Consider the following 21,280-nt stretch of genomic DNA (forward strand, 5'->3'; position numbering starts at 1 on the left):
GGGTAGCGTGGCGGCGTGTCCGCCCGCAACTACAACCAGAACTGCCCCGTCGCGCGCGGGCTGGACGTCCTGGGTGAGCGATGGACGTTGCTGATCCTGCGCGAGCTGGTCGGGGGAGCCCGCCGCTACGGCGATCTGCGCGCCGAGTTGCCCGGAATTGCGACCAACCTGCTCGCCGAGCGACTCAAGGAGCTACAAGACGCCGGGCTCGTCGACCGGACGGATCTGCCGCCGCCAATCGGGCGCACCGTCTACACCCTCAGCGACGTCGGCTGGCAGCGGGTGCTGCCGGTCCTGCAGAGCATCGCGTGGTTCGGCTTGGACCGGCTGGACCCGGTCGAGGACGGCCCGGTATCGCCGCTCAACGGATTCCTGGCCGGCATCCTGCTGGGCTTCAACTCGGGCAATGCCGCGGGTCTGGCGGCAACCTACCGCGTCGAAATCGACGGCCGCCGTTTCGAATTCGCCGTCACGCAAGGCCGTTTGGCCGCCGCGCACGGCGAACCGGCGGTGACGATCACCGCCGCCGCGGCGGATTTGGTCGCGGCCCGCCTCGGGGCGAATGAAGCCAAGCGCAAGGCGGCCCTGCGCCGCATCAGTTTCCACGGCGACGCGGACGCCGTCTGCGCGCTGCGTCAGGCGTTCGCGCTGTAGGACGGTGTAGGGCTATGAATCGATCAAACCCTGTTGCCGGGCCAGCTGTTCGAAGCTGCTGCGCACCGCGAGAATCTGCTGGGCAGTCAGCGGCGGGGTGATGAGCAATAGCTTCTCGGTGACCAGATGCAGGAACTCTTCGGAGGACAGCACGTCGAAGTAGTCGTCATTGGTCCCGTTCGGATCGTCGATATCGCCGATCGGTGGGCGAGACGGTGCCCCGTCGGCCGATATCCGGACCTGAGTGGCGAACTTTCCGCGATCACCCTCCTCGATTTCGAAGGAGACCCGGGCGCCGCGTACCGCCTGCCGTTTCTCCATTTCGAGGTCGTTGGCGTGCAGAAAGACATCGTCTCCGCCCGCATCGGGAGTAATGAACCCATAACCGCGCACGTCGTCGAAACGAACGATTTTCCCTGAAACCCGCACCCTAGAACCCCTCATCAGCCCAGCACCAACAAGTGGCGATCGTACCCGTATGCCCCAGCCACTACACTCACTCCCCGTGGATTCAGCGACGCCGCGGCCGGTGTTAGTGGTCGATTTCGGTGCCCAATATGCGCAGTTGATCGCCCGGCGGGTCCGGGAGTCGCACGTTTTTTCGGAGGTCATCCCGCACACCGCCTCGATCGAAGAGATCAGGGCCCGCGATCCGCTGGCACTGGTGCTGTCCGGGGGGCCGGCCAGTGTCTACGCCGACGGCGCTCCGCAACTGGATCCGGCACTGTTCGAGCTGGGGCTGCCGGTGTTCGGCATCTGCTACGGGTTTCAGGCCATGGCGCAGGCACTCGGTGGTACCGTCGCCCACACCGGAACCAGCGAATACGGCCGCACCGAGCTGAAAGTCCTTGGCGGCGAACTGCATTCGGATCTACCCGGCGTTCAGCCGGTGTGGATGAGCCACGGTGACGCGGTCACCGCCGCGCCGGATGGGTTCGACGTGGTGGCCAGCAGCCCTGGCGCGCCGGTGGCCGCCTTCGAGGCCCGGAGCCGGCGCCTGGCCGGGGTGCAGTATCACCCCGAGGTGATGCACACTCCGCACGGCCAGCAGGTGCTCAGCCGGTTTCTGCACGACTTCGCCGGGCTGGGTGCGGATTGGACGCCCGCCAACATCGCCAATGCGCTCGTCGATCAGGTGCGCGAGCAGATCGGCGACGGCCACGCGATCTGCGGACTGTCCGGCGGGGTGGACTCCGCGGTGGCCGCCGCGTTGGTGCAGCGTGCCATCGGCGACCGTTTGACCTGTGTTTTCGTCGACCACGGGTTGTTGCGGGCCGGCGAACGCGAGCAAGTGCAGCGCGATTTCGTGTCTGCCACCGGGGCCAATCTGGTCACCGTCGACGCGGCGCAGACCTTCCTCGCAGCGCTGTCCGGAGTGAGCAACCCCGAGGGTAAACGCAAGATAATAGGCCGCCAGTTCATCCGGGCGTTCGAAGGTGCGGTGCGAGATGTGTTGGGGGACAATTCGGTTGAATTCCTGGTGCAGGGCACGCTGTATCCCGACGTAGTGGAATCCGGCGGTGGCAGCGGCACGGCCAACATCAAGAGCCACCACAACGTCGGTGGTCTGCCCGACGACTTGAAGTTCACCCTCGTCGAGCCCCTTCGGTTGCTGTTCAAAGACGAGGTGCGCGCGGTGGGACGGGAGTTAGGTCTGCCGGAGGAAATCGTTGCGCGCCAGCCGTTTCCGGGACCAGGCCTGGGTATCCGGATCGTCGGCGAGGTCACCGCGGCCCGGCTGGAGACCTTGCGGCGCGCGGACTCGATCGCCCGTGAGGAGTTGACGGCAGCCGGTCTGGACAAGCAGATCTGGCAGTGTCCGGTGGTGCTGCTGGCCGACGTCCGTTCGGTTGGCGTGCAGGGCGACGGCCGCACCTACGGCCACCCGATCGTGTTGCGTCCGGTGTCCAGTGAGGATGCCATGACCGCCGACTGGACGCGGGTGCCCTACGAGGTGCTGGAGCGCATTTCGACGCGGATCACCAACGAGGTGGTCGAGGTCAACCGGGTGGTGCTGGATGTGACCAGCAAGCCGCCCGGGACCATCGAGTGGGAATAGCCGCGGTTAAGAGAGCCCTATTCGGGCGGTTGCGCGACGGGCGGATTGAGCAGCACTCGCTGCCGAGTCGTGACTCGGAATGGGTCTAGCTCGTTCGCCTCGTCCAACGCCTCCCGCACGTCTTCGGGAGTGATGAGGCCGAGTTCGACTTGTAGCCACGTGGCACTGAGTCCGAACGCGTGGGCCGCGCGCCTGGCCTCTTCGGCGTCCGGGAAGTCGTCCGCGTTGGCGCGCCCGACCCCGCCATACCACCGGCCTTTGGTAACGCCACACGCGTCGCGCAATTGCTCCACGGTGATGTCGCGGTTCAGCGTCGCCTCAAGCAGGCGCTTCAATCCCCACCCGGCAGCGTTGGTTCGTGGCATCTGCCAAGCGTAACTGGATGCCAGATGGCGGTCAAAACACCCTGAAAGGCGATTTAGCAGACCAAATCATGATTTTTCGGCCCAGTTGTTGACAATGATTCATAAAATATGAAACTGTGTACTCACAACGGACAGGGACGCTCAAGGGGAGAACCGCATGTCGTACGTAATAGCACTACCGGACTTACTCGCAGCGGCTGCTGCAAAGCTGGAAGGGATCGGCTCGGCTGTTGGTGCTGCCAATGTGACTGCGGCGCTGCCGATCACTGGCGTGATCCCAGCTGCGGCCGACGCGGTATCGGAGATGACGGCGCAGGGCTTCTCCGCCTACGGCCAGCTGTATCAATCGATCAGCGCCGAGGCCAACCTGATCCACGAGCGTTTCGTCCAGGCACTGGGTCTGAGCGCCAAGGCTTACCAGAGCTCCGAGGCGGGCAACATGCAGAGCATCGGTGGATCCGGCGGCGTGGCGCCCGCGTCTTCCGGCCCGGCGTCGGCATTGCCGGGCAAGGTCAGCGCACCGGCGAAGACGGCTCCTGCGGTGCCGGCGCCCAAGACTGGGCCCGCCAAGACCGCCCCCGCCACGCCTAAGCCGGTCACGCCTAAGCCCGTCACGACTGGCCCGGTTACGACTGGGCCCGCTACGACCACGTCCGGGCCGGTTACGACCGGGCCCGTTACGACTGGGCCCGCCACGACCACGACTGGACCCGTCACGACCACGTCCGGGCCGGTTACGACTGGGCCCGCCACGACCACGACTGGACCCCTCACGACTGGGCCCACGACGACCGCGCCCCTGCCGAGCTCGCCTGACAGCGTCCCACCCGTCACACAATCTGTGCCAAGCGGCGGCATGGGCGGCAACGCCCGCGACCTGCTCGGGAACACCTTTGGCGGCGACCAAGGCACCCTCAGCACAGGCAATCCCACCATCAGCACCGGCAATCCCGACGTCACCTTGGGCACGCCTGTCGGCCCCGTCGAGCCGGTAACGCCTTACGTGCCTCCGCCACCGCCACCGCCTCCGCCGGCCCCGCCCGTGCTGCATGTCCCGGCCCACCGTGGCATCCCGGCCCCTCGTACCTAGCAAGAGCTACTCGACAGAAAAGGATCTGACCATGGACTTCGGTGCCTTACCGCCAGAAATCAACTCCGGACTGATGTATGCCGGCCCTGGATCAGGGCCCATGCTGGCCGCCGCGACGGCCTGGGAGGGCCTTGCGGCTGAGCTGCGCACGGCCGCGACCGGCTACGGGGAGGCGGTTGCCGAGCTCGCCGACGCCGGGTGGCAAGGCCCGTCGGCCACCGCGATGGCCACCGCCGCCGCACCCTATGTGGACTGGATGCACAGCACCGCCGCGCAGGCTGAGCAGGCGGGAATGCAGGCCAGCGCGGCGGCGGCCGCACACGAGGCGGCCTTTGCCGCTACCGTCCCGCCCGCGGTGATTGCCGCCAACCGGAGCTTGCTGGCCTCGCTGGCCGCGTCGAACGTCATGGGCATCAACACGCCGGCGATCATGACCACCGAGGCGCACTACGCCGAAATGTGGGCCCAAGACGCTGCAGCGATGTACGCCTATGCCGGCTCCTCGGCCGCCGCGAGCGCGCTGAGCCCGATGGCGATCGCGCCGGTGACGACCAATGCGGCCGGGCTAGTGGGCTCCGCCGTTGCCGGCCTCCAAGGCGCCGTGCAGAATGCGGCCGCCCAAGCGGTCAGCGCGGTTTCCGCGCTGCCCTCGGCACTCAACTCGTCGGCGTCCACACTGTTCGGCAGCGTCCAAAGTGGTCTGAGCAACTTTGCAGGCTTACTCGGCATGCCGTTGAGCCAGGGCGCCGGGATGGCCACCTCCGGGATGGGCGGAACCCAAGCGCCCGGCGTGGTGACTCCGATGCGTGCGCCGATGGAGACCCCGCGGCCGGCGACGCCGGCTCCTGCTCCGCGTACCCTGCCCGCGACTCCGGTACGGCCGGAGATGCACCCCCGCACCATCCCGGCGGTGGAACCCCGCCAGGCGCCGGTGAGGGCGGGGATGGGCCAGGCCACCCCGGTCGGTGGATTGTCGGCCCCGAGCAGTTGGGGCACTGCCGCCACGGCAGGCCCGGCGGCTGCGGACTCGGGCGCTTTATCAAGCGCGGCGGCCCCGGCGGCCGCCTCCACGATGGCCCGGGGCATCCCCGCGGGCCAGGTATCGGGTATGGAGGTCCGCGCATACAGCGCTCCCGAACTGCCTCGCATGACCGTGCTGCAGCGCAGCGTGGCCGGTTAAGGGAGAGGGGGAGGCATTCGAATACGTTGTGCAGCAATCGATTTCGACCGAATAGTAAAGGAGACATTCACATGACTACACGTTTCATGACCGACCCGCACGCAATGCGGGACATGGCGGGCCGCTTCGCGATGCACGCCCGGACCGTCGAGGACGAGGCCCGCAAGATGTGGGCGTCCTCGCAGAACATCTCGGGTGCTGGCTGGAGCGGGGCGGCCGAGGCCACCTCGCTGGACACCATGGGTCAGATGACTCAGGCGTTTCGCAACATCGTGGCCATGCTGGACACGGTGCGCGACGGGCTGGTTCGCGACGCCGGCAACTACGAGCAGCAAGAGCAGGCCTCTCAACAGGTCTTGAGCAGCTAACCAACCAACCGATCAATCAAAAGAGGGTTCAAAAATGACGATCAATTACCAGTTCGGCGATGTCGATGCCCACGGCGCACTGATCCGCGCGCAGGCCGCGAGCCTGGAGGCCGAGCACCAGGCCATCGTTCGCGATGTGCTGGCCGCCGGCGACTTCTGGGGCGGCGCGGGTTCGGTGGCTTGCCAGGAGTTCATCACCCAGTTGGGCCGCAACTTTCAGGTCATCTACGAGCAGGCCAATGCCCACGGCCAACAAGTGCAGGCGGCCGGCAGCAACATGGCGCAGACCGACAGCGCGGTCGGCTCCAGCTGGGCCTAACGCCTTACATGAAGTCCAGGGCCTCTACCGTCGCGATAGCACCTTCATGAGTGGGCCGGTTGGCACCGCCGATGCAGTACACGGTGTTGCCGACGGTAGCGACCACCGCCGCGTGACGAGGGGTCGCGAGGGCGGGAAGTGGGCTCCACTTTGCATTGGCGATGTCGTACATCTCGACCACTCCGAGCACCTGCGTTGGTTCTTCCCCACCAACCACCACGATTCGGCCGTCGATGAATGTGGCACCGTAGCTTCCGCGCGGCGTCGGCATCCCGACCAGAGTGGTCCACTTCCCGCTTTGCGGGTCGAACCGGTCGAACGCTGCGGAGTTCTTGTCGGCGGACAGGAAGCGCCCGCCAATCGCATACACATAGGTGCCGTCCGATACTGCCGCGAGATGTTCTCGAGGTGTCGGCAGGTCGGGCGCATCTTTCCACGAATTGCCGTCGAAAACCTCGGTCTGCGGGACGATCTGCTTGGCGTTCTGCCCACCGACGATGACGAGTTTGTCACCGACCGCCGCCGCTGCCGCCGCCGCCCGGGCGTGGGTGAGGGCGGGCAATTCCACCCAGCTGTTGCCACGCAGGGCGAAAACCTTGTTGGAGGCGTCGGCGAGGTTATCGCTGGCGCCACCGAGCACCACCACTTCGCCGCGGTAGGTGGTTGCCGTCGCGTGGTGCAACGGCATGGGTAGTGACGGCCCGGGCTGCCAGGCACCGGTGTGCGGGTCGTAGCTCTCGACTGTTTGCAGCGCCATTCCGTCCCGGATGCCGCCCATGATCCAGATCTTGTCGTTGAGGACGGCCCACGCCGTCATCAACCGGGCAGTCGGTGCATCCGGCAAGGTACGCCACTGCGCTGCCGGCTGGATCCGGCGCATCGGGAGCTTCAGCACTTCAGCCGACGAGGTTGCCTGGTCGTCGCCGACGCCTGTCGACCCGCCGATCGCATATACCGATTTCTCGACCGCGTCGACGGCCATGCCGCGCCGCGGGGTCGCCATATCCGGCAATCCGGCCCACGTTCTGGTCATCAGATCCAGCACTGCGACGCTCTTGAGGACCTGCCCGCCCGACATGCCCCCGACCGCCACCATTCGTCCGTCGGCGATTGCCACGCCGAGGTCGCTGCGAGGTTGGGAGAGGTCAGCCAAGGGTGTCCAGGCCTTGGCGGCGGGGTCGTACGCCTCGACCGTGGGCAGGTCCGAGTTCGCATTGCGGCCGCCAACGGCATACACCAGCTTTCCGTCCGAGGCCGCGGCCAACAGCTGCCGGGGCGTCGGTAGCGGAGCGCCAAGTGTCCACGAATTGCCGTCGAAAACCTCAGTCGTGTTCAGCAGCGCGCCGTTGGCGTCCACACCGCCGGTGACGATGATGCGGTCGCCCACCACTGCTGCTGCCGCCGCCGCTCTGGGCTGCAACAGATGCGGCAGCTCGACCCAGCGACTGTTGATCACTCGCCAAACCTGGTCGGTCGCAACCTTTTTGGTGCCGTCGCTGCGTGTACCGCCCAGCACGATGGGATTTCCCTGCCAGGTGACCGCCATCGCATGCTCAACCGGAACCGGAAGGTCGTCGCCGCCTTTCCAGCTGTCAATGATGGGGTCATATCCTTCGTGCAGTCCGGTGATATTGCCGTCGGCCCGCACCCCGCCGAAAATCCAGATCGTGCCGTCCGCCTGCGTCGTCGTCGCCGCAACGCGAGCAACCCGCGCGTTGGTGATCGGCTTCCACTGAACCGGCGCCTGGGTGGTCGGTTGACTCGAAGCGGTTTGGTGAGCGGCGTTGTCGCGGGTTGCAAAGTAAACACCGCCGCACACCAGCAGCACCACCACGACGGCCGCCACCGCGCTGAGTGCAATGCGGTTTCGCTTCTTACCGGGTTCGGCGAACCATGCCGCAACCCGCCCGCGCGGTGGCTGCCAGACAAGTGGCGGGCCGGGCGCAGCCGGAGCAGGTGCGGTTTCCGTCCCCGGGTCGCTCGTGGGTTTGACCGGGGTGGTGACGTCTGCGTGGTGCGAGTGCTGGGGCGCCGGCTCGGCAGCGTCTGGAGTCGCCACATGCGCCTGCGTTGCGCTGCGTTGCCCCGGTTGGATGACACTGTCGGGTTCGGCTGAATCCTGTTGATCGGCGGGTGGGGACGTGATCGCGGCGATCTTGCTTGTCGGGGGCTCCGGCTGATTCTGCTTTCCCACGCTTGCTAGCGCGGGTGATGCGGGGGGCACTTCGACGACATCGGCAGTGGCGTCCGCTGTGCTCGGTCGCATATTGGTGATCGCCATGGAAGCGGGTTTTAGGCCGTTGCGGCGTAGTGCGGCCTGCAACTCGCGGCCGAACTCGGCAGCTGAGGCCGGCCGTTGTTCCGGGTCGATCGACATCGCTTTCTCGATTGCCGCGCACACCGCATCCGGAATTCCGTCCGGACGCATATCCGGGACGCCCGTTGAACTGATTCGCAGATATTGTGCGACGAGGTCTTCGCCCTTTTTGCGCTCGTGTGCCGCATTGCCCGCAATCAGGGCATAAAGCGTGGCACCCAGGGAGTAAACGTCAGCGACCACGGTCGCGTGGTTACCGGTCATCACCTCGGGTGAGGTGTAATCGATTGTGCCGGAGAAGAATCCGACCGCCGTTTCGAAACCGCCCTCAATGTGGGCGATCCCGAAGTCGGTCAATTGCGGATCGCCATAATCGTTGATAAGGATGTTGGCGGGCTTGATATCACGGTGCAAAGTTCCGGCCTGATGCGCGGTCTCCAGTGCTCCGCACAATTTCACGCCGATCTGCAAGGCCTCGGGCCAGGGGATCGGCCCTTCGCGGCGCAACCGTACCGCCAGGGAATCGGCGGCGTAGTAGGGCATCACGATATATGGCCGGCCGCTTTCGGTTATTCCGACTCGCAAGATGTTGACGATGTTCGGATGCCCCGAGAGTCCACCCATCGCGTAGCCCTCGCGCAGAAAACGTTCCCTGCTGTCGTCGTCGAAATGCGAGGGCAGCACTTTGACTGCAACGTTTCGTCCCAGCACGGTCTCGCGGCAGCAATAGACCACACCTGCACCGCCGCGGGCCACTTGGCGTGCGTTTTCGAATCCCTCGGCGGCCAACTCCGCAGCGGCTCCGCTGGGTACGGACGTTGAGCCGGCAGCCCCCGGTTCTTCAGCCATTTCTTGGCGCTCTACCTCCATGTAAGAATCGCGAGTTTAGCGTAGCGAACATGCAGTTAGCGGTGTATAGCTCAGCCGTGATCGTTGCAGAACGGTAGTGTGCGGCTGTGTCACACCAGCCACAGTGGCACCTGTCTGCGGTGGCACTAGGTTTGCCCGCCTCTGAGCGACAAGCGTTGGGCGGCAATCGAGTTCGGCGTTCGCGTCGGGCAGCTAGCCGAAGGCCGGCACCGGCGTTTTGGCTCAGTTGGCAGACATCGAATACATCATCAGCCACACCAGCATCGAACGCATAAAGCAGCCCCTTGCGTTGCTTGACGCTTGTCGGACCGCCGGTGTTTACTCGAACATATATTCGAATGAATCCCGGCAGGAGGCTCGTCATGACCGCGGCTTTAGCCTCTGACCAGCTCGAATCGTTGCGCAAGCGGATGGCTGAAATGGCTGGGATGGCTGGGATGGCTGGGATGGCTGGGATGGCTGGGGGGCACCTTCACTCGGCCGACATGCTGGAGGCTGGGCCGGCGCGGTTGCCCCGGGGAACGGTGGCGGTGCTCTCGGGGGCCAAGTCGCTGCTGCTCAGTGTGGTGGCCAAAGTGACGGCGGGCGGGGGCAACGCCGCAATCGTCGGGCAACCCGATATCGGGTTGTTGGCCGCGGTGGAGATGGGCGCGGATCTGAGCCGGCTTGCGGTGATACCGGATCCCGGGACGGATCCGGTGGAGGTGGCCGCGGTGCTCATCGACGGAATGGATCTGGTGGTCCTCGGGCTGGGCGGGCGTCGGGTGACTCGGACTCGGGCCCGGGCCGTGGTGGCCCGGGCCCGCCATAAAGGCTGCACGCTGCTGGTCACCGACGGCGACTGGGAAGGCGCGCAGACGCGGCTGGAGGCCCGGGTGTGTGGCTATGAGATCACCGCGGGGGGCTGGGACAGACCGGCGCCCGGCTTCGGGCGAATCAGTAGGGTGCGGCTGCAGGTCAGCGGGATTTGTGCGGGACGAACGATCGCCCGGGCGCGAACTGGGTGAGGCGAAGTGAATTCACGAGCATCTTCGCGCGTGCTGGCGATCTGGTGCATGGACTGGCCCGCGGTTGCGGCGGCCGCGGCCGCGGGCCAGTCCGCGATGGCTCCGGTCGCGGTCACTTTGGCCAATCGGGTGATCGCCTGCTCGGCGGCCGCACGTGCGGCCGGAGTACGGCGCGGGAATCGGCGCCGGGAGGCGGCGGCGCGTTGTCCGCAACTGCACATCGCGGCCGCCGATGCCGACCGCGACGCCCGTTTCTTCGAAGGGGTGATCGCGGCGGTGGACGATGTGGTGCCGCGCGCCGAGGTACTGCGGCCCGGGCTCCTAGTCTTGCCGGTGCGGGGGGCGACCCGGTATTTCGGGTCCGAGCAGCAAGCGGCCGAACGGCTGATCGACGCCGTGGCTATGAGTTCAGTCGCCGGTGCCGAGTGTCAGGTCGGGATCGCCGACCAGTTGTCCACCGCGGTTTTCGCGGCGCGGGCGGGCCGGGTGGTGGAGCCGGGAGAGGACGCGCGGTTTCTGTCGTTGCTGTCGATCCGCCAGCTCGCCACCGAGCCGAGTCTGTCCGGGCCGGGCCGGGATGAACTGGCGGACCTGTTGTGGCGGTTGGGGATTCGCACCATCGGGCAGTTCGCCGCGCTGTCGCGTACCGATGTGGCTTCCCGATTCGGCGCCGACGGAGTTGCCGCGCACCGGTTCGCCCGCGGCGAACCGGAACGCGGACCGTCCGGGCGTGAGCTGCCGTCGGAACTCGATGCCGTGCTGAACTGCGATCCACCGATCGAGAGGGTCGATGCCGCGGCATTCGCCGGGCGCTCGCTGGCCGCCACGCTGCATCAGGCGCTGATGGGCGCCGGAGTGGGATGCACCCGGCTGGCCATCCATGCCGTCACGGCCAAAGGCGAAGAGCTGCAACGAGTCTGGCGGTGTGCCGAACCGTTGACCGAGGACGCGACCGCCGACCGGGTGCGCTGGCAGCTGGACGGCTGGCTGAGCAGCAGAACAACCCAGCACCGCCAGCGGCCCACCGCACCCGTGACGCTGTTGCGGCTGCAGGCCATCGAGGTGGTGTCCGCCGGGGCGCTGCAGTTGCCGCTATGGGGTGGTCTGGGGGAGGAGGACAGGCTTCGGGCCCGTCGCGCGCTGGTGCGGGTGCAGGGCTTGCTGGGTCCGGAGGCGGTGCAGGTCCCGACGCTGTCCGGCGGTCGCGGGCCGGCCGAGCGCATCACGCTGACCCCGCTGGGTGACGAGCCGGCACCCGGGCCCGACCCTGGGCAGCCCTGGCCCGGCCAACTGCCCGATCCGTCGCCCGCGGTGCTGCTCGACGATCCGGTGGAATTGCTTGACGCGCAAGGCAATCCGATCCGGGTGACCGGCCGGGGCCTGTTCTCCGCCGAACCGGCACGGCTGACCCTGCGCGGCCGCGACGATCGGCTGAGCTGGTGGGCCGGACCATGGCCGGTCGATGAGCGGTGGTGGGACCCCGAACGCACCGGGGGTCGCACGGCTCGTGCCCAGGTGCTGCTGGAGAGCGAACGGGCGTTGTTGCTGTGCTACCGCCAGCGGCGCTGGTATCTGGAGGGAGCCTATGAGTAACCCGTAACGCGCTGCAGCGCCACGGGCGTCAAGTTCCATCAGCGAGGGATAACCGTCGACGGCCATGATCAGGTGGCTTCTGCCAGCAGCGGCAGGCTGGTCTGCGATCGCAGCCACTCCAGGGCGCCCGGCTTGTCCTTGTTCGTAAAGCTCGTTCTGATAGTCCGCGAACGCCATCAGGCGCCACCCTCGCTGGCGCCAAGCGTGGCCTGCATGTCCGGCTTCATCGCCACCAGCTGGGCATTCCAATAGCCCCAGCTGTGCACGCCGTTGCTGTCGAGATTGAAGGTGGCGTTGTGGCCGCCGGCGGCGGTGTAGGCGTCTTTGAAAGTGGTGTTGCTTTGCAGGACGACCTGCTCGATCACCTGGCCGGGCAGGCTGCCCTGACCGATTTCCGACGGCGTCCCATTGCCGCTGTACACCCACAGCCGGGTGTTGTTGCCCGCCAGCCGTCCGGCCTGAACCGTCGGATCGTGGCGTTGCCAGCCCGCACCGCCGGAGGGACCCCACATGTCCTCGGGATTGAAGCCGCCCTCGTCGTTCATCGCGAGCTTGATCAGCAGGGGTCCGTTGCCGCTGGATGGCGTCATATAAGCCGACAGCGAAGCGGCATAGGAGAACTGCTGTGGGTGATTGGCCGCCAGAATCATCGCCGAGGATCCCGACATCGAGGCGCCCACCACGGCATTGTGGGTCGACCGCACCCCCCGGCTCGACAGGAAGGCCGGCAGTTCACTGGTCAAGAACGTTTCCCACTTATAGGTCTGGCCGTTGGCCGAGCCGTACCAATCGGAGTAGAAGCTGGACCTGCCGCCCACTGGCGCCACCACCGAGATCCCCGAACCGCGGTACTCGTCGAAGGCCGGGGTTTCGATGTCCCAGCCGCTGCGGTCGTCGCGGGCACGCAAACCGTCGAGCAGGTAGACCGCCGGGGCGCCACCGCTCTGAAACTCCACGGTTATGTTGTGGCCCATCGACGCCGATGGCACTTGCAGAAATTCGGGTGCGGCCGCCCGCGCGGGTGCGGTGCCGGCGAACATACCGATCAGCCCCGGCAGGCTGGCCGCCGCGATTCCGCTGACGATGAGACGACGCGTCCAGTTGACCATTGTTTTCCTTCACTTTGTTGTTGCGAGCAGCGGCCGGTGGCCGTTGGTTTGGAAGACGAACCGCCCGGCGATATGCCGCGCGTGATCGGCGAAACCCTGGTAGCACTGCACGATCCGGGTTGCGTCGTCGTCGGGTGGGCTGTTATTGCTGCCGTTGCTACCGCTGCAGCGACGCGCTGCCAATCCCGGCTCCCGCGACACCAGTACTTCCTGGATGGTGCGGCCCAATCCGATTGCCGTGGAACTTAATTCGGCCACGTATCCGCTCAGTTCGGCGGGCACCGCGTGCTGAGGATGGCGGCGGCGGGCGATCTCGGCTACCCGCACCGCCAGTTCGCTCATCCGTTCGGCATCGCCGGCGATGCGGATTGCATTGACAATTTGGCGGAGATTGGCCGCCGACGGCGGTTGCAGGGCCAGCAATAAGAAGGTCGTTTCGTCGGCGCTGGCCCGCATCGCGACGGTGTGCTCGTGTAGCGCTGTCACGGCTTTGGCCGCCTCGATATCGGCCCCCAGCAGTGCCCGGGTGGCATGTTCCATCGCCTGACTGGCCATAGCGGACATCTCGGCGAGCTGGAAGGTCAGCGCCGCGAGCCCGTCTCCGATTGCGCTCGTCATGTCCGCGAATCGGCCGAGCCGGCCGGGTTAAACCTGCCGCCGCCAATCGTTATCGAATTGCGACGGACTGCTTCGTTTGGCGGACATTCGTTCGCACGCAGTTCAGACTCCGAACCCGCCGCTAAGGCGGGCGGCGGCAAATGCTGCGCCCTGGCCGATCATGTCCCCGTCATCGGCATAGGAATTGTGGGCGGCGAAATTCATTCCCTGCGAGCACACCGGGTCGTCGGTAGCACATACTTTGATGGTCTTCTGCTGGTAGAGGGGGCCTATTGCAACCGGTGGCTCGCCGAGGAATTCCATCGCCCGGATATTCGGCATTCCGAACAGGACCACCGAAGAAACGTGGTCTGCCACCTCCGGCGCCAGCGGTTTGGGCACGGTGGCGGGGTCGATGCCGTCGGGAACAGTAGTAGAGGTGACGAAGCCCATTACCGCGGCGCCCTGGGAATAGCCGCCGAGCACCATTTTGGTGTTGGGACACTCGTGAGCCATCGAAACGACATGTCCGCCTGCGTCTCTGATCCCGTCGACTCCGGTGGCCCACTCGTTGCTGGCCGGGTAGTTCACCGGATAGACCCCCAGCGACTGCCCACCGATACGCGGGCGCAGGGAATCGATGAACGCTTGTCCCGTCCCGCCAACACCGGGCGGCTCGCCGGTGCCGCGAGCGAACACCACCTCCACGTCGGGACAGGACAGGCCTGCTGCGGTGGGAACCGCAGACGGGCAAAGCGCGGCGGCGGAAAGCCCCGCCAAAGCTACAGCGGTAGAACTCAGGAGGCGAATGAGGTGGTGTACTAACATGCCGCAGCAAGTGCCCATCGGAAACGGTGCCTAAACCGTCGAAATATCAGCCTTTTCAAACAGTTTTCCTGCTCCAGAGCTGTCGGGTGCCGGCGAATGCGACCGCACCCAGCGCCGCGGCGGGCACCGCCACCCGCGCGGTGCGGGTGCGTGGGCTGGGTTCTGGACGCAGCGGGGGAGCCGTGGAGCGAAGGTCGGCCGATGCGTTGGCCATGGCCAGGATCTGACCGAGGTGCAGCGCGTTGCCCGAGCCCGCATCGCTGATCTGCGTCTGGCAGGAGAATCCGTTGGACACCACCAGCGCGTCCGGATTCTTCCGGATCGCCGGCAGCAGTGCCTGCTCGCCACAATCCAGCGAGAGCTGGTACTTGCCCTGCTCGAATCCCCACGAGCCGGCAAGTCCGCAGCACCCGCCGGAAACCGGTTCGACCTCGACGCCCATCTTCTGCAGGACCTGCTGGTCGGCGTCGACTCCGCCGGTGGCCCGCTGGTGGCAGTGCCCCCACAACAGCGCGCGTCCAGCCGACACCCGAGGCAATTCGACGTCGAACTCGGTAAGGAACTGCGCGAAGTGGTAGGTGTTGCGCACCAACCGGTCCGCGTCGTCATCGTGGGGGAGTAGCTTTTTCAGTTCGTCCTTGAACACCGCCGTACAACTTGGTTCCATCCCGACGATCGTTGTGCCGGCACGTATTTCGCTGCGCAGCTGATCCAGCACGTCGCGCAGATATCGCTGCGCGACGTCGAGGAAGCCGTAGTCATACAGTGGCCGGCCGCAACAGATGTGTCCCTGCGGCATCACCACCCGCCAGCCCCCCGCCTCGAGCGCTTCGACGCAGGCCACCCCGACGTCGGTATGCAGCCGGTTGTTGAAGGTGTCGGGAAACAGAATCACCCGCGGCCCGCCGGCATTGACGATCGGGCGCTGGGCGAACCATCGTTGCAGGGTCATCGGCGCAAATGTGGGCAGCGGTCGGCGCCGGTCGATTCCACCCAGCCCCTTGGCAATTCGGGAAAGCACCGGGCTCTGGGTGGCGAAGTTGGCCAGCTCCGGCACGGCGCTGGCCAACCGTGCGGCCTGGTCGATGAACCCGAATGCGTAGGCATAGCGCGGGCGCCAGCGGCGCAGCGACCGGAAGTGGTGATAGAGAAACTCGGCCTTGTAGGTGGGAATGTCGACCTCGACCGGGCAGTCGTTGGTACAGCCCTTACAGGCCAGACACAGATCCAGCGCGTCGGCCACCTCGGCCGACTGCCAGCCGTCGGTGATGACCTCGCCGCGCAGCATCTCGAACAGCAGCCGCGCCCGCCCGCGGGTGGAGTGCTTCTCCTCTCTGGTCACTTGGTAGCTGGGGCACATCGTGGTCTGCGGCTCGGGCACCCGGCATTTGCCGACGCCGACGCAGCGCAGTGCGGCGTGCGAGAAGTCGCCATGGTCTTCGGAGTAGGCGAACTTCACGTCCGGGCGCGGCGGGTTGTAATCGGTGCCCAGCTTGAGGTTCTCGTCGAAGCGGTAGGCATCGATTACCTTGCCCGGGTTCATCTTCCACTCGGGATCCCAGATCAGCTTGAACTTTCGCATCGCTTCGAGCAGCCGCGGGCCGTACTGCTTGTCCAGCAGCTCGGCGCGCTGCTGACCGTCGCCGTGTTCTCCGGACATCGACCCGCCGTAGGACGCCACCAGGTCGCCGGCCTCTTCCATGAAGCTGCGGTAGTTGCGCAGACCGTCTTTGTGGCGCAGGTCGAACCCGATGCGCGAGTGGATGCAGCCCTGACCCAGGTGTCCGTACATGGCGCCACGCAAATTGTGTCTGGCGTACAGCTGCTGCAGATCGCGCACATAGTCGCCGATCCGCCGCCACGGCACCGCCGAGTCCTCCCAGCCCGGCCAGTGATTGCCGCTGTCGACCGGGAAGGCGGTCGACCCGAGCCCGGCCTCGCGGATCGCCCACAGTTGCGCGCTGTTGCCGCCGTCCTGCTCGCTGCGGGCCAGCACGATGCGGTCGTCCTCGATACCCTTCGTCTTCAGCCAGTCCACGAATTCCTCTGCCCGGCACAGTGATTCGCTCGGCTCGTCGGATCCGAACTGCACCATCAACCAGGACCCGCTGGAATCGGGGCGCGGCAATGCCGCGCGGCCATTGGGATTGACGCCGGTGAGCTCCTGGTCGTGCACCAGCACGTGGTCGACGGCTTCCAGCCCGATCGGCTTCCACTCCATCATCTCCGGGGCCGCATCGCCGGCCTCGCCGAGCGATTCGAATTGGACGACGACCACGGTGCGGTGGGCCATGGCCGGGGTGAGCATCACCGTCGCGGTAAGTGCTATGGCACAGGTGCTTTCGGTGCCGACCAGGGCACGGGCGACGTTGAACCCCTTCTCTGGCAGTAGTTCGTCCAGGTTATAGCCCGACACCCGGCGCGGTAGTTCCTCGACGTCGGGAAATCCCTTGCGGATGTCGTCGGCGTACTCGTCGCGCAAATCCCTTAGTGCTGCATAGATTTCGCCCTTGCGCCCGCCCGCGGCGATGATGGCGTCCAGCTGGTCTTCCTCGTTCACACCGACGGTGAAGCGGGCGCCGTCGTAGGTGAGGACGTCGAGGGCATGGGTATTGTCGGAGGTGCGCGGTCCCGGCCCGTAGAACTGCGACTGGATCGAGTGCACCCCGCACGAGTTGTTGCCGATATTGCCGCCCAGGGTGCACCGCGAATGCGACGACGGATCGGGGCCGAAGACCAACCCCTGTCTGCCGGTGGCCTTGTTGAGCTGCTCGTTGATCACTCCGGTCTGCACCGTGGCCAGACGCCGATAGGCATCGATGTCGATGATGCCGGTGAGATGCTTCGAAAAGTCGATCACCACAGCGACATTCACCGTCTCCCCGGACAGGCTGGTCCCGCCGCCACGGCAGAGCACCGGAGCGTGGTAGGCGTGGCACGCCCGGACCGTTTGCACCACGTCATCGAGGGTCTTGGGGACCACCACCGCGATCGGAACCTGGCGGTAGTTCGACGCGTCGTTGGCATACATCGCCAATGTGGCGGCGTCGAACCGCACTTCACCGCTGACATGGCGGCGCAGTTGACTTTCCAGGCCGGCGACGTTGACCTTATCGACGGTAGCCATCCCGGCCACGAAACGGGTATCCGGCCGGGCCGGGATCGTTCGTACCCGATCGTGTTTGAGCAGGCTCATGTGCTGGCGTCCCCAGGGTCTCGACCGCCGATGTTCTTGATCGACTCGGTGAACTCGTGCATCTTCTGCTTGGCGCCCTTGGTCCCGATGCTGACCCGGTCCGGGTCCTTCATCAGTGCCTTGGCTGTCTTCTTGGCCATCATCTTCTCGATGTGCGGCGGCACCGGCGGAATGTCCTTGTCGACGACCACTTCCAGCACGACCGGACCGCTGGCCGCCAGCGCCTGGTCCCAGGCCTGGCCGATCTTGGCCGGATCGTCACACCGAATACCGTTGAGCCCCAGCAACTTAGCGAACTCGGCGTAGGGAACATCTGGAATATATTGCGAGCCGTCGAATTTCGGTTCACCACCCATTGCTCGCTGCTCCCAAGTCACCTGGTTGAGGTCTTCGTTGTTGAACACGCAGAAGATCAGCGGGCCGTCGGAAAGCCGATCCTTGTAACGCTTGACGGTGATCATCTCGGCCAGCCCGTTCATCTGGAACACGCCGTCGCCGACCATCGCGATCACCGGACGGCCCGGGTGGGCCAGCTTGGCGCTGATGGCGTACGGGGTGCCCGGCCCCATAGTGGCCAGGTTTCCGGCCAGCGAAGCGGCCATGCCGGGGCGCAGCCGCAGGTGCCGGGACCACCAGTTGGCCACCGAACCCGCATCGGTGGTCAGGATTGCGTTGTCGGGCAACCGCTTTGACAGCTCGTGCACCACCAGCTCGGGGTTGAGCGGATTGGCCTTGTCGTGGGCACGCTTGTCGAGCACCGCCCACCACTGCTGGACTTCCTTTTCGATCTTGTCCTGCCAGGATCGGTCCTGCTTGCGCTGCAGTAACGGAACCAGTTCACGCAGTGTGTTTTTGGAGTCGCCGACCAGGTTGGCCTCCATGGGGTAGCGGGTGCCGATCATGCGGCCGTCGAGGTTGATCTCGACACCGCGGCACTGCCCCTCCTTGGGGAGCCACTCGGCGTAGGGGAAGCTGGTGCCGATGAAGAACAGCGTGTCGGCGTCCGACATCATGGCCTGGCTGGCGGTGGAGCCCAGGAGTCCGATCGGCCCGGTGACATAGGGCAGATCGTCGGGCAGCACGGCGCGGCCCAGCGAGGTTTTTGCCACCCCGGCACCGAGCAGTTCGGCGGCCTGCACCACCTCGTCGACGGCCTCGGTGGCGCCCTGGCCGACGACGATCGCCACCTTCTTTCCGTCATTGAGAATGTGGGCCGCCTTCTCCAGCTCGGACTGCGGCGGGATCACCTCGGGCTTGGTCCAGCCGACGCCGCTGAACACGGCGCCGTGCATGCGGGGTGGCGACGGCACCGCATCGGCCTCCGCCACATCCTCGGGCAGGATGATGGTGGCCACCGTGCGGTTGTTCAGCGCCACCTTGCACGCCCGGTCCACCAGGTGCCTCGCCTGCTCGGGCGCCATGCAGGTCTGCACGAAGTCCGACGAGACGTCCTTGTACAGCGAGTTCGGATCGATCTCTTGTTGGAACGCCGCCCCGAGCGACATCCGCTTCTGCTGGCCGACGATGGCGACGACGGGATAGTGGTCGAGCTTTGCGTCGTACAGGCCGTTGAGCAGGTGAACGGCGCCACCACCCGAGGTGGCCAGACAGCAGCCGATCTCGCCAGTGAACTTGGCATGGCCGGTGGCCATGAATGCGGCCATCTCCTCGTGACGGGGCTGGATGAGTTCCGGATCGCCGCCGGCACGGTCCAAAGCGCCCAGCATGGACAGGATTCCGTCACCGGGATAGCCGAAGATCCGATGGATGCCCCACTGTCGCAGGCGATCGATGATGAAATCGGCTGTCTTGGGCATGTTGCTCCTTGTGTATTTGCCGCTGCGCAATGATTGCCTATGGCTACGATTGGTGGGCTACCCTCACTTCGACGGGTCGAAACAGCGAAGTCAGGCGGGCGGATCGGCCGGGTCGGCCAAGCGATGAGCGGTTTCCAGCAACAGGGCATGGACGAAGGCCTGGGGCAGATTGCCCCGCAACTGACGCTGCCCGATGTCGAACTCCTCGGTGAACAAACCGGGCGGACCGCAGGCGGTGCGATTGCGTTCGAACCAGCGCACGGCCGCCAGGTCGTTGCCCTGCTGATGGTCGGACAGCGCCATCAGGAACCCACAGAGCAGGAAGGCGCCCTCGGCTTCACCCAGTGGCTGCTCGTCGGGGCGGAAGCGGTAGACGAAGCCGTCTCGCACCAGATCATCACGCACCGCCTGTAGGGTGGCGACGGTGCGCGGATCGGTCGCCGGAACCGCGCCGCGGATCGCCGGGACCAGCAATGCGGCATCCACCCGCGAATCATCCGGTCCCCGTTGCCATCTGCCGTCCGGATGCAGGCAGTCCAGCGCGGTGTCGGTCACCAGGAGATCGGCCAGGCGCTGCCACTGAGAGCCGTGCCGCGCGGGCACCACCTCGGCGATGCGCCGCAGTCCGGCCGCACACGTCAGCCGGGAATGAGCCCAGCGCCGGTTGTCGAGCTCCCAGATCCCGGCATCGGGCTCGCGCCACCGTTCTTCGATCGCCTGTACCAGCGTGTGCACAGCCTTCCAGTGCATCTTCTCGAGGCGGTCCAGTCGCGCGGCGGCGGCCAGCAACAGCAGTGCCTCACCGAACACGTCCAGCTGAAACTGATCGGTCACCCAGTTGCCGGACTTGACCGTGGCGCCGGGATATCCCGGCAGATCTAGGTCGCGCTCTTCGGGCACCAGATCGCCGGTTACGCAGTAGGCCGGCTTGAGGTCCGCACCGTCGGCCAGGACACACTCGCTGACGAAGTGAACCGCGTCGTCGACCAACGGATGGGCGCCGGCGACGGCCACCGCCTGCCCCACGTAGCACTGATCGCGAATCCAGCAATACCGGTAGTCGTAGTTGCGGCCTTGCTCGGCTCGTTCCGGCAGCGACATCGTGGCCGCGGCCACCATGCCGCCACCCTGGCTGGTCAGCCCGCGCAGCACCGCGTAGGAAAGGCTGGCGTCGGCGTCGGCCAGTGTTCCGGAAAAGTTCGGAACCGCTTGGTGCCAAGCACTTTCGGTGTCCCGCCAGGCGTCGTTGGGTCGCGCGACGTCGCTGGGCAGCTCGCGATCGGACATCTCCAGGATCAGGTCGCGATCATCTCCCGGCGAAACGTCGACAACCAGCCGCAGGAAGCCGTCGTCGTCCAGCGCGGCGTGGCCCGCGCCGGTCCACCGGAAGCGGATGGGTCCCGACCGCCCGGTCCATATCCCGTCGGCGCAGGACAGGTCGCACATGGACTCGGTGCCGAACCCGGCGCGCACCTGCAGCGCGACTTGCATCCGGGTCGGCCGGTCGAGCGCGCTGATGCGGCGCAGCAGCACCGCGGTGTGCGGGTCGCCGGGAAATGCCAGCGCCTCGCGACATTCGACGATCGCATCGGTGCTCACCCAGCGCGACCGCCAGATCAACGACTGCTGCTCGTACCGCCCGCCCCACACGAACCGCGGATGATCCGGCGAGACGGCGTAGAGCCCGCCGCCACCGAGCAGCGAGTTGAACACCCCGGGACTATCCCAGCGCGGCAAGCACATCCAGCAGCAGTCGCCGCGCGGACCCACGACGATTCCGCGTTCCCCATCGGCGAGCAACGCGTACTCGCGCAACACATGCGGCGAAACCAGTTCAGCCAGTTGCGGTCCGTAGTTCCTGTCAATCACTGGCTGCGGGCATACCCGGTTTGGGATGCGGGTAGTCACCCC

Annotated in this window: 17 protein-coding genes; 8 read left to right on the top strand and 9 right to left on the bottom strand. The window is 66.2% G+C overall.

Annotation, left to right across the window (positions count from 1 at the left end):
* Positions 1-15 precede the first annotated feature (15 nt).
* Complete coding sequence (locus tag AWC27_RS22115) at positions 16-654, top strand: winged helix-turn-helix transcriptional regulator (protein ID WP_085672450.1); 639 nt, start codon at positions 16-18, stop codon at positions 652-654.
* A 12-nt stretch (positions 655-666) separates the two neighbouring features.
* Here AWC27_RS22115 and AWC27_RS22120 read toward each other — a convergent pair whose 3' ends face one another.
* A complete protein-coding gene (locus AWC27_RS22120) occupies positions 667-1,083 on the bottom strand; it encodes a cold-shock protein (protein ID WP_211281689.1) in 417 nt (138 codons plus the stop codon).
* 49 nt (positions 1,084-1,132) lie between these two features.
* Between AWC27_RS22120 and guaA the strand changes: the two genes are divergently transcribed.
* The gene (guaA, locus tag AWC27_RS22125) at positions 1,133-2,713 is read left to right on the top strand and encodes a glutamine-hydrolyzing GMP synthase (protein WP_085672452.1); all 1,581 of its coding nucleotides are present in this window, start codon (positions 1,133-1,135) and stop codon (positions 2,711-2,713) included.
* 17 nt (positions 2,714-2,730) lie between these two features.
* On the opposite strand, the gene AWC27_RS22130 is transcribed toward guaA, so the two are convergent.
* Positions 2,731-3,078 carry a hypothetical protein gene (locus AWC27_RS22130; RefSeq protein WP_085672453.1) on the bottom strand — a complete coding sequence of 116 codons (348 nt, stop codon included), beginning with the start codon at positions 3,076-3,078 and terminating at the stop codon, positions 2,731-2,733.
* Positions 3,079-3,235: 157 nt separating this feature from the next.
* Between AWC27_RS22130 and AWC27_RS32870 the strand changes: the two genes are divergently transcribed.
* The 4 genes from AWC27_RS32870 to AWC27_RS22150 all read left to right on the top strand — a co-directional run bounded on the left by AWC27_RS32870 (position 3,236) and on the right by AWC27_RS22150 (position 6,035).
* The gene (locus AWC27_RS32870; protein WP_211281690.1) at positions 3,236-4,168 is read left to right on the top strand and encodes a PE family protein; all 933 of its coding nucleotides are present in this window, start codon (positions 3,236-3,238) and stop codon (positions 4,166-4,168) included.
* 31 nt (positions 4,169-4,199) lie between these two features.
* Positions 4,200-5,348 (top strand): PPE family protein, encoded by a 1,149-nt coding sequence (locus AWC27_RS31305; protein ID WP_169726837.1) that lies wholly within the window; start codon positions 4,200-4,202, stop codon positions 5,346-5,348.
* A gap of 71 nt (positions 5,349-5,419) precedes the next feature.
* Positions 5,420-5,716 carry a WXG100 family type VII secretion target gene (locus AWC27_RS22145; protein WP_085672455.1) on the top strand — a complete coding sequence of 99 codons (297 nt, stop codon included), beginning with the start codon at positions 5,420-5,422 and terminating at the stop codon, positions 5,714-5,716.
* A 34-nt stretch (positions 5,717-5,750) separates the two neighbouring features.
* A complete protein-coding gene (locus AWC27_RS22150; protein ID WP_085672456.1) occupies positions 5,751-6,035 on the top strand; it encodes a WXG100 family type VII secretion target in 285 nt (94 codons plus the stop codon).
* 4 nt (positions 6,036-6,039) lie between these two features.
* Here the strand turns inward: AWC27_RS22150 and AWC27_RS22155 are convergent, their stop codons facing one another.
* Positions 6,040-9,201 carry a Kelch repeat-containing protein gene (locus AWC27_RS22155; RefSeq protein WP_085672482.1) on the bottom strand — a complete coding sequence of 1,054 codons (3,162 nt, stop codon included), beginning with the start codon at positions 9,199-9,201 and terminating at the stop codon, positions 6,040-6,042.
* 383 nt (positions 9,202-9,584) lie between these two features.
* On the opposite strand from AWC27_RS22155, the gene AWC27_RS22160 reads away from it, so the two are divergent.
* On the top strand, positions 9,585-10,229 hold the full coding sequence (locus AWC27_RS22160; protein ID WP_085672484.1) for a hypothetical protein: 645 nt from the start codon (positions 9,585-9,587) through the stop codon (positions 10,227-10,229).
* 48 nt (positions 10,230-10,277) lie between these two features.
* Positions 10,278-11,822, top strand: a complete 1,545-nt coding sequence (locus AWC27_RS22165) for a DNA polymerase Y family protein (RefSeq protein WP_085672483.1) — start codon at positions 10,278-10,280, stop codon at positions 11,820-11,822.
* A gap of 176 nt (positions 11,823-11,998) precedes the next feature.
* Here the strand turns inward: AWC27_RS22165 and AWC27_RS22170 are convergent, their stop codons facing one another.
* From AWC27_RS22170 to AWC27_RS22195, 6 genes are all read right to left on the bottom strand, one after another.
* Entirely contained in the window at positions 11,999-12,931 is a 933-nt protein-coding gene (locus AWC27_RS22170; protein ID WP_085672457.1) for an esterase family protein, read from the bottom strand.
* 9 nt (positions 12,932-12,940) lie between these two features.
* The gene (locus tag AWC27_RS22175) at positions 12,941-13,549 is read right to left on the bottom strand and encodes a PhoU domain-containing protein (RefSeq protein ID WP_085672458.1); all 609 of its coding nucleotides are present in this window, start codon (positions 13,547-13,549) and stop codon (positions 12,941-12,943) included.
* A gap of 102 nt (positions 13,550-13,651) precedes the next feature.
* Positions 13,652-14,374 (bottom strand): cutinase family protein, encoded by a 723-nt coding sequence (locus tag AWC27_RS22180; protein ID WP_085672459.1) that lies wholly within the window; start codon positions 14,372-14,374, stop codon positions 13,652-13,654.
* Between the two features lie 37 nt (positions 14,375-14,411).
* On the bottom strand, positions 14,412-17,483 hold the full coding sequence (locus AWC27_RS22185) for an FAD-binding and (Fe-S)-binding domain-containing protein (RefSeq protein ID WP_245847398.1): 3,072 nt from the start codon (positions 17,481-17,483) through the stop codon (positions 14,412-14,414).
* A gap of 65 nt (positions 17,484-17,548) precedes the next feature.
* Positions 17,549-19,369: a thiamine pyrophosphate-requiring protein gene (locus AWC27_RS22190; protein WP_085672461.1), complete on the bottom strand. Its 1,821-nt coding sequence runs from the start codon at positions 19,367-19,369 to the stop codon at positions 17,549-17,551.
* Between the two features lie 90 nt (positions 19,370-19,459).
* Positions 19,460-21,238, bottom strand: coding sequence for a glycoside hydrolase family 15 protein (locus tag AWC27_RS22195; RefSeq protein WP_085672462.1), 1,779 nt, complete (start codon positions 21,236-21,238; stop codon positions 19,460-19,462).
* Positions 21,239-21,280: the final 42 nt, after the last annotated feature.

This window comes from Mycobacterium szulgai (assembly GCF_002116635.1).
Lineage (GTDB): Bacteria > Actinomycetota > Actinomycetes > Mycobacteriales > Mycobacteriaceae > Mycobacterium > Mycobacterium szulgai.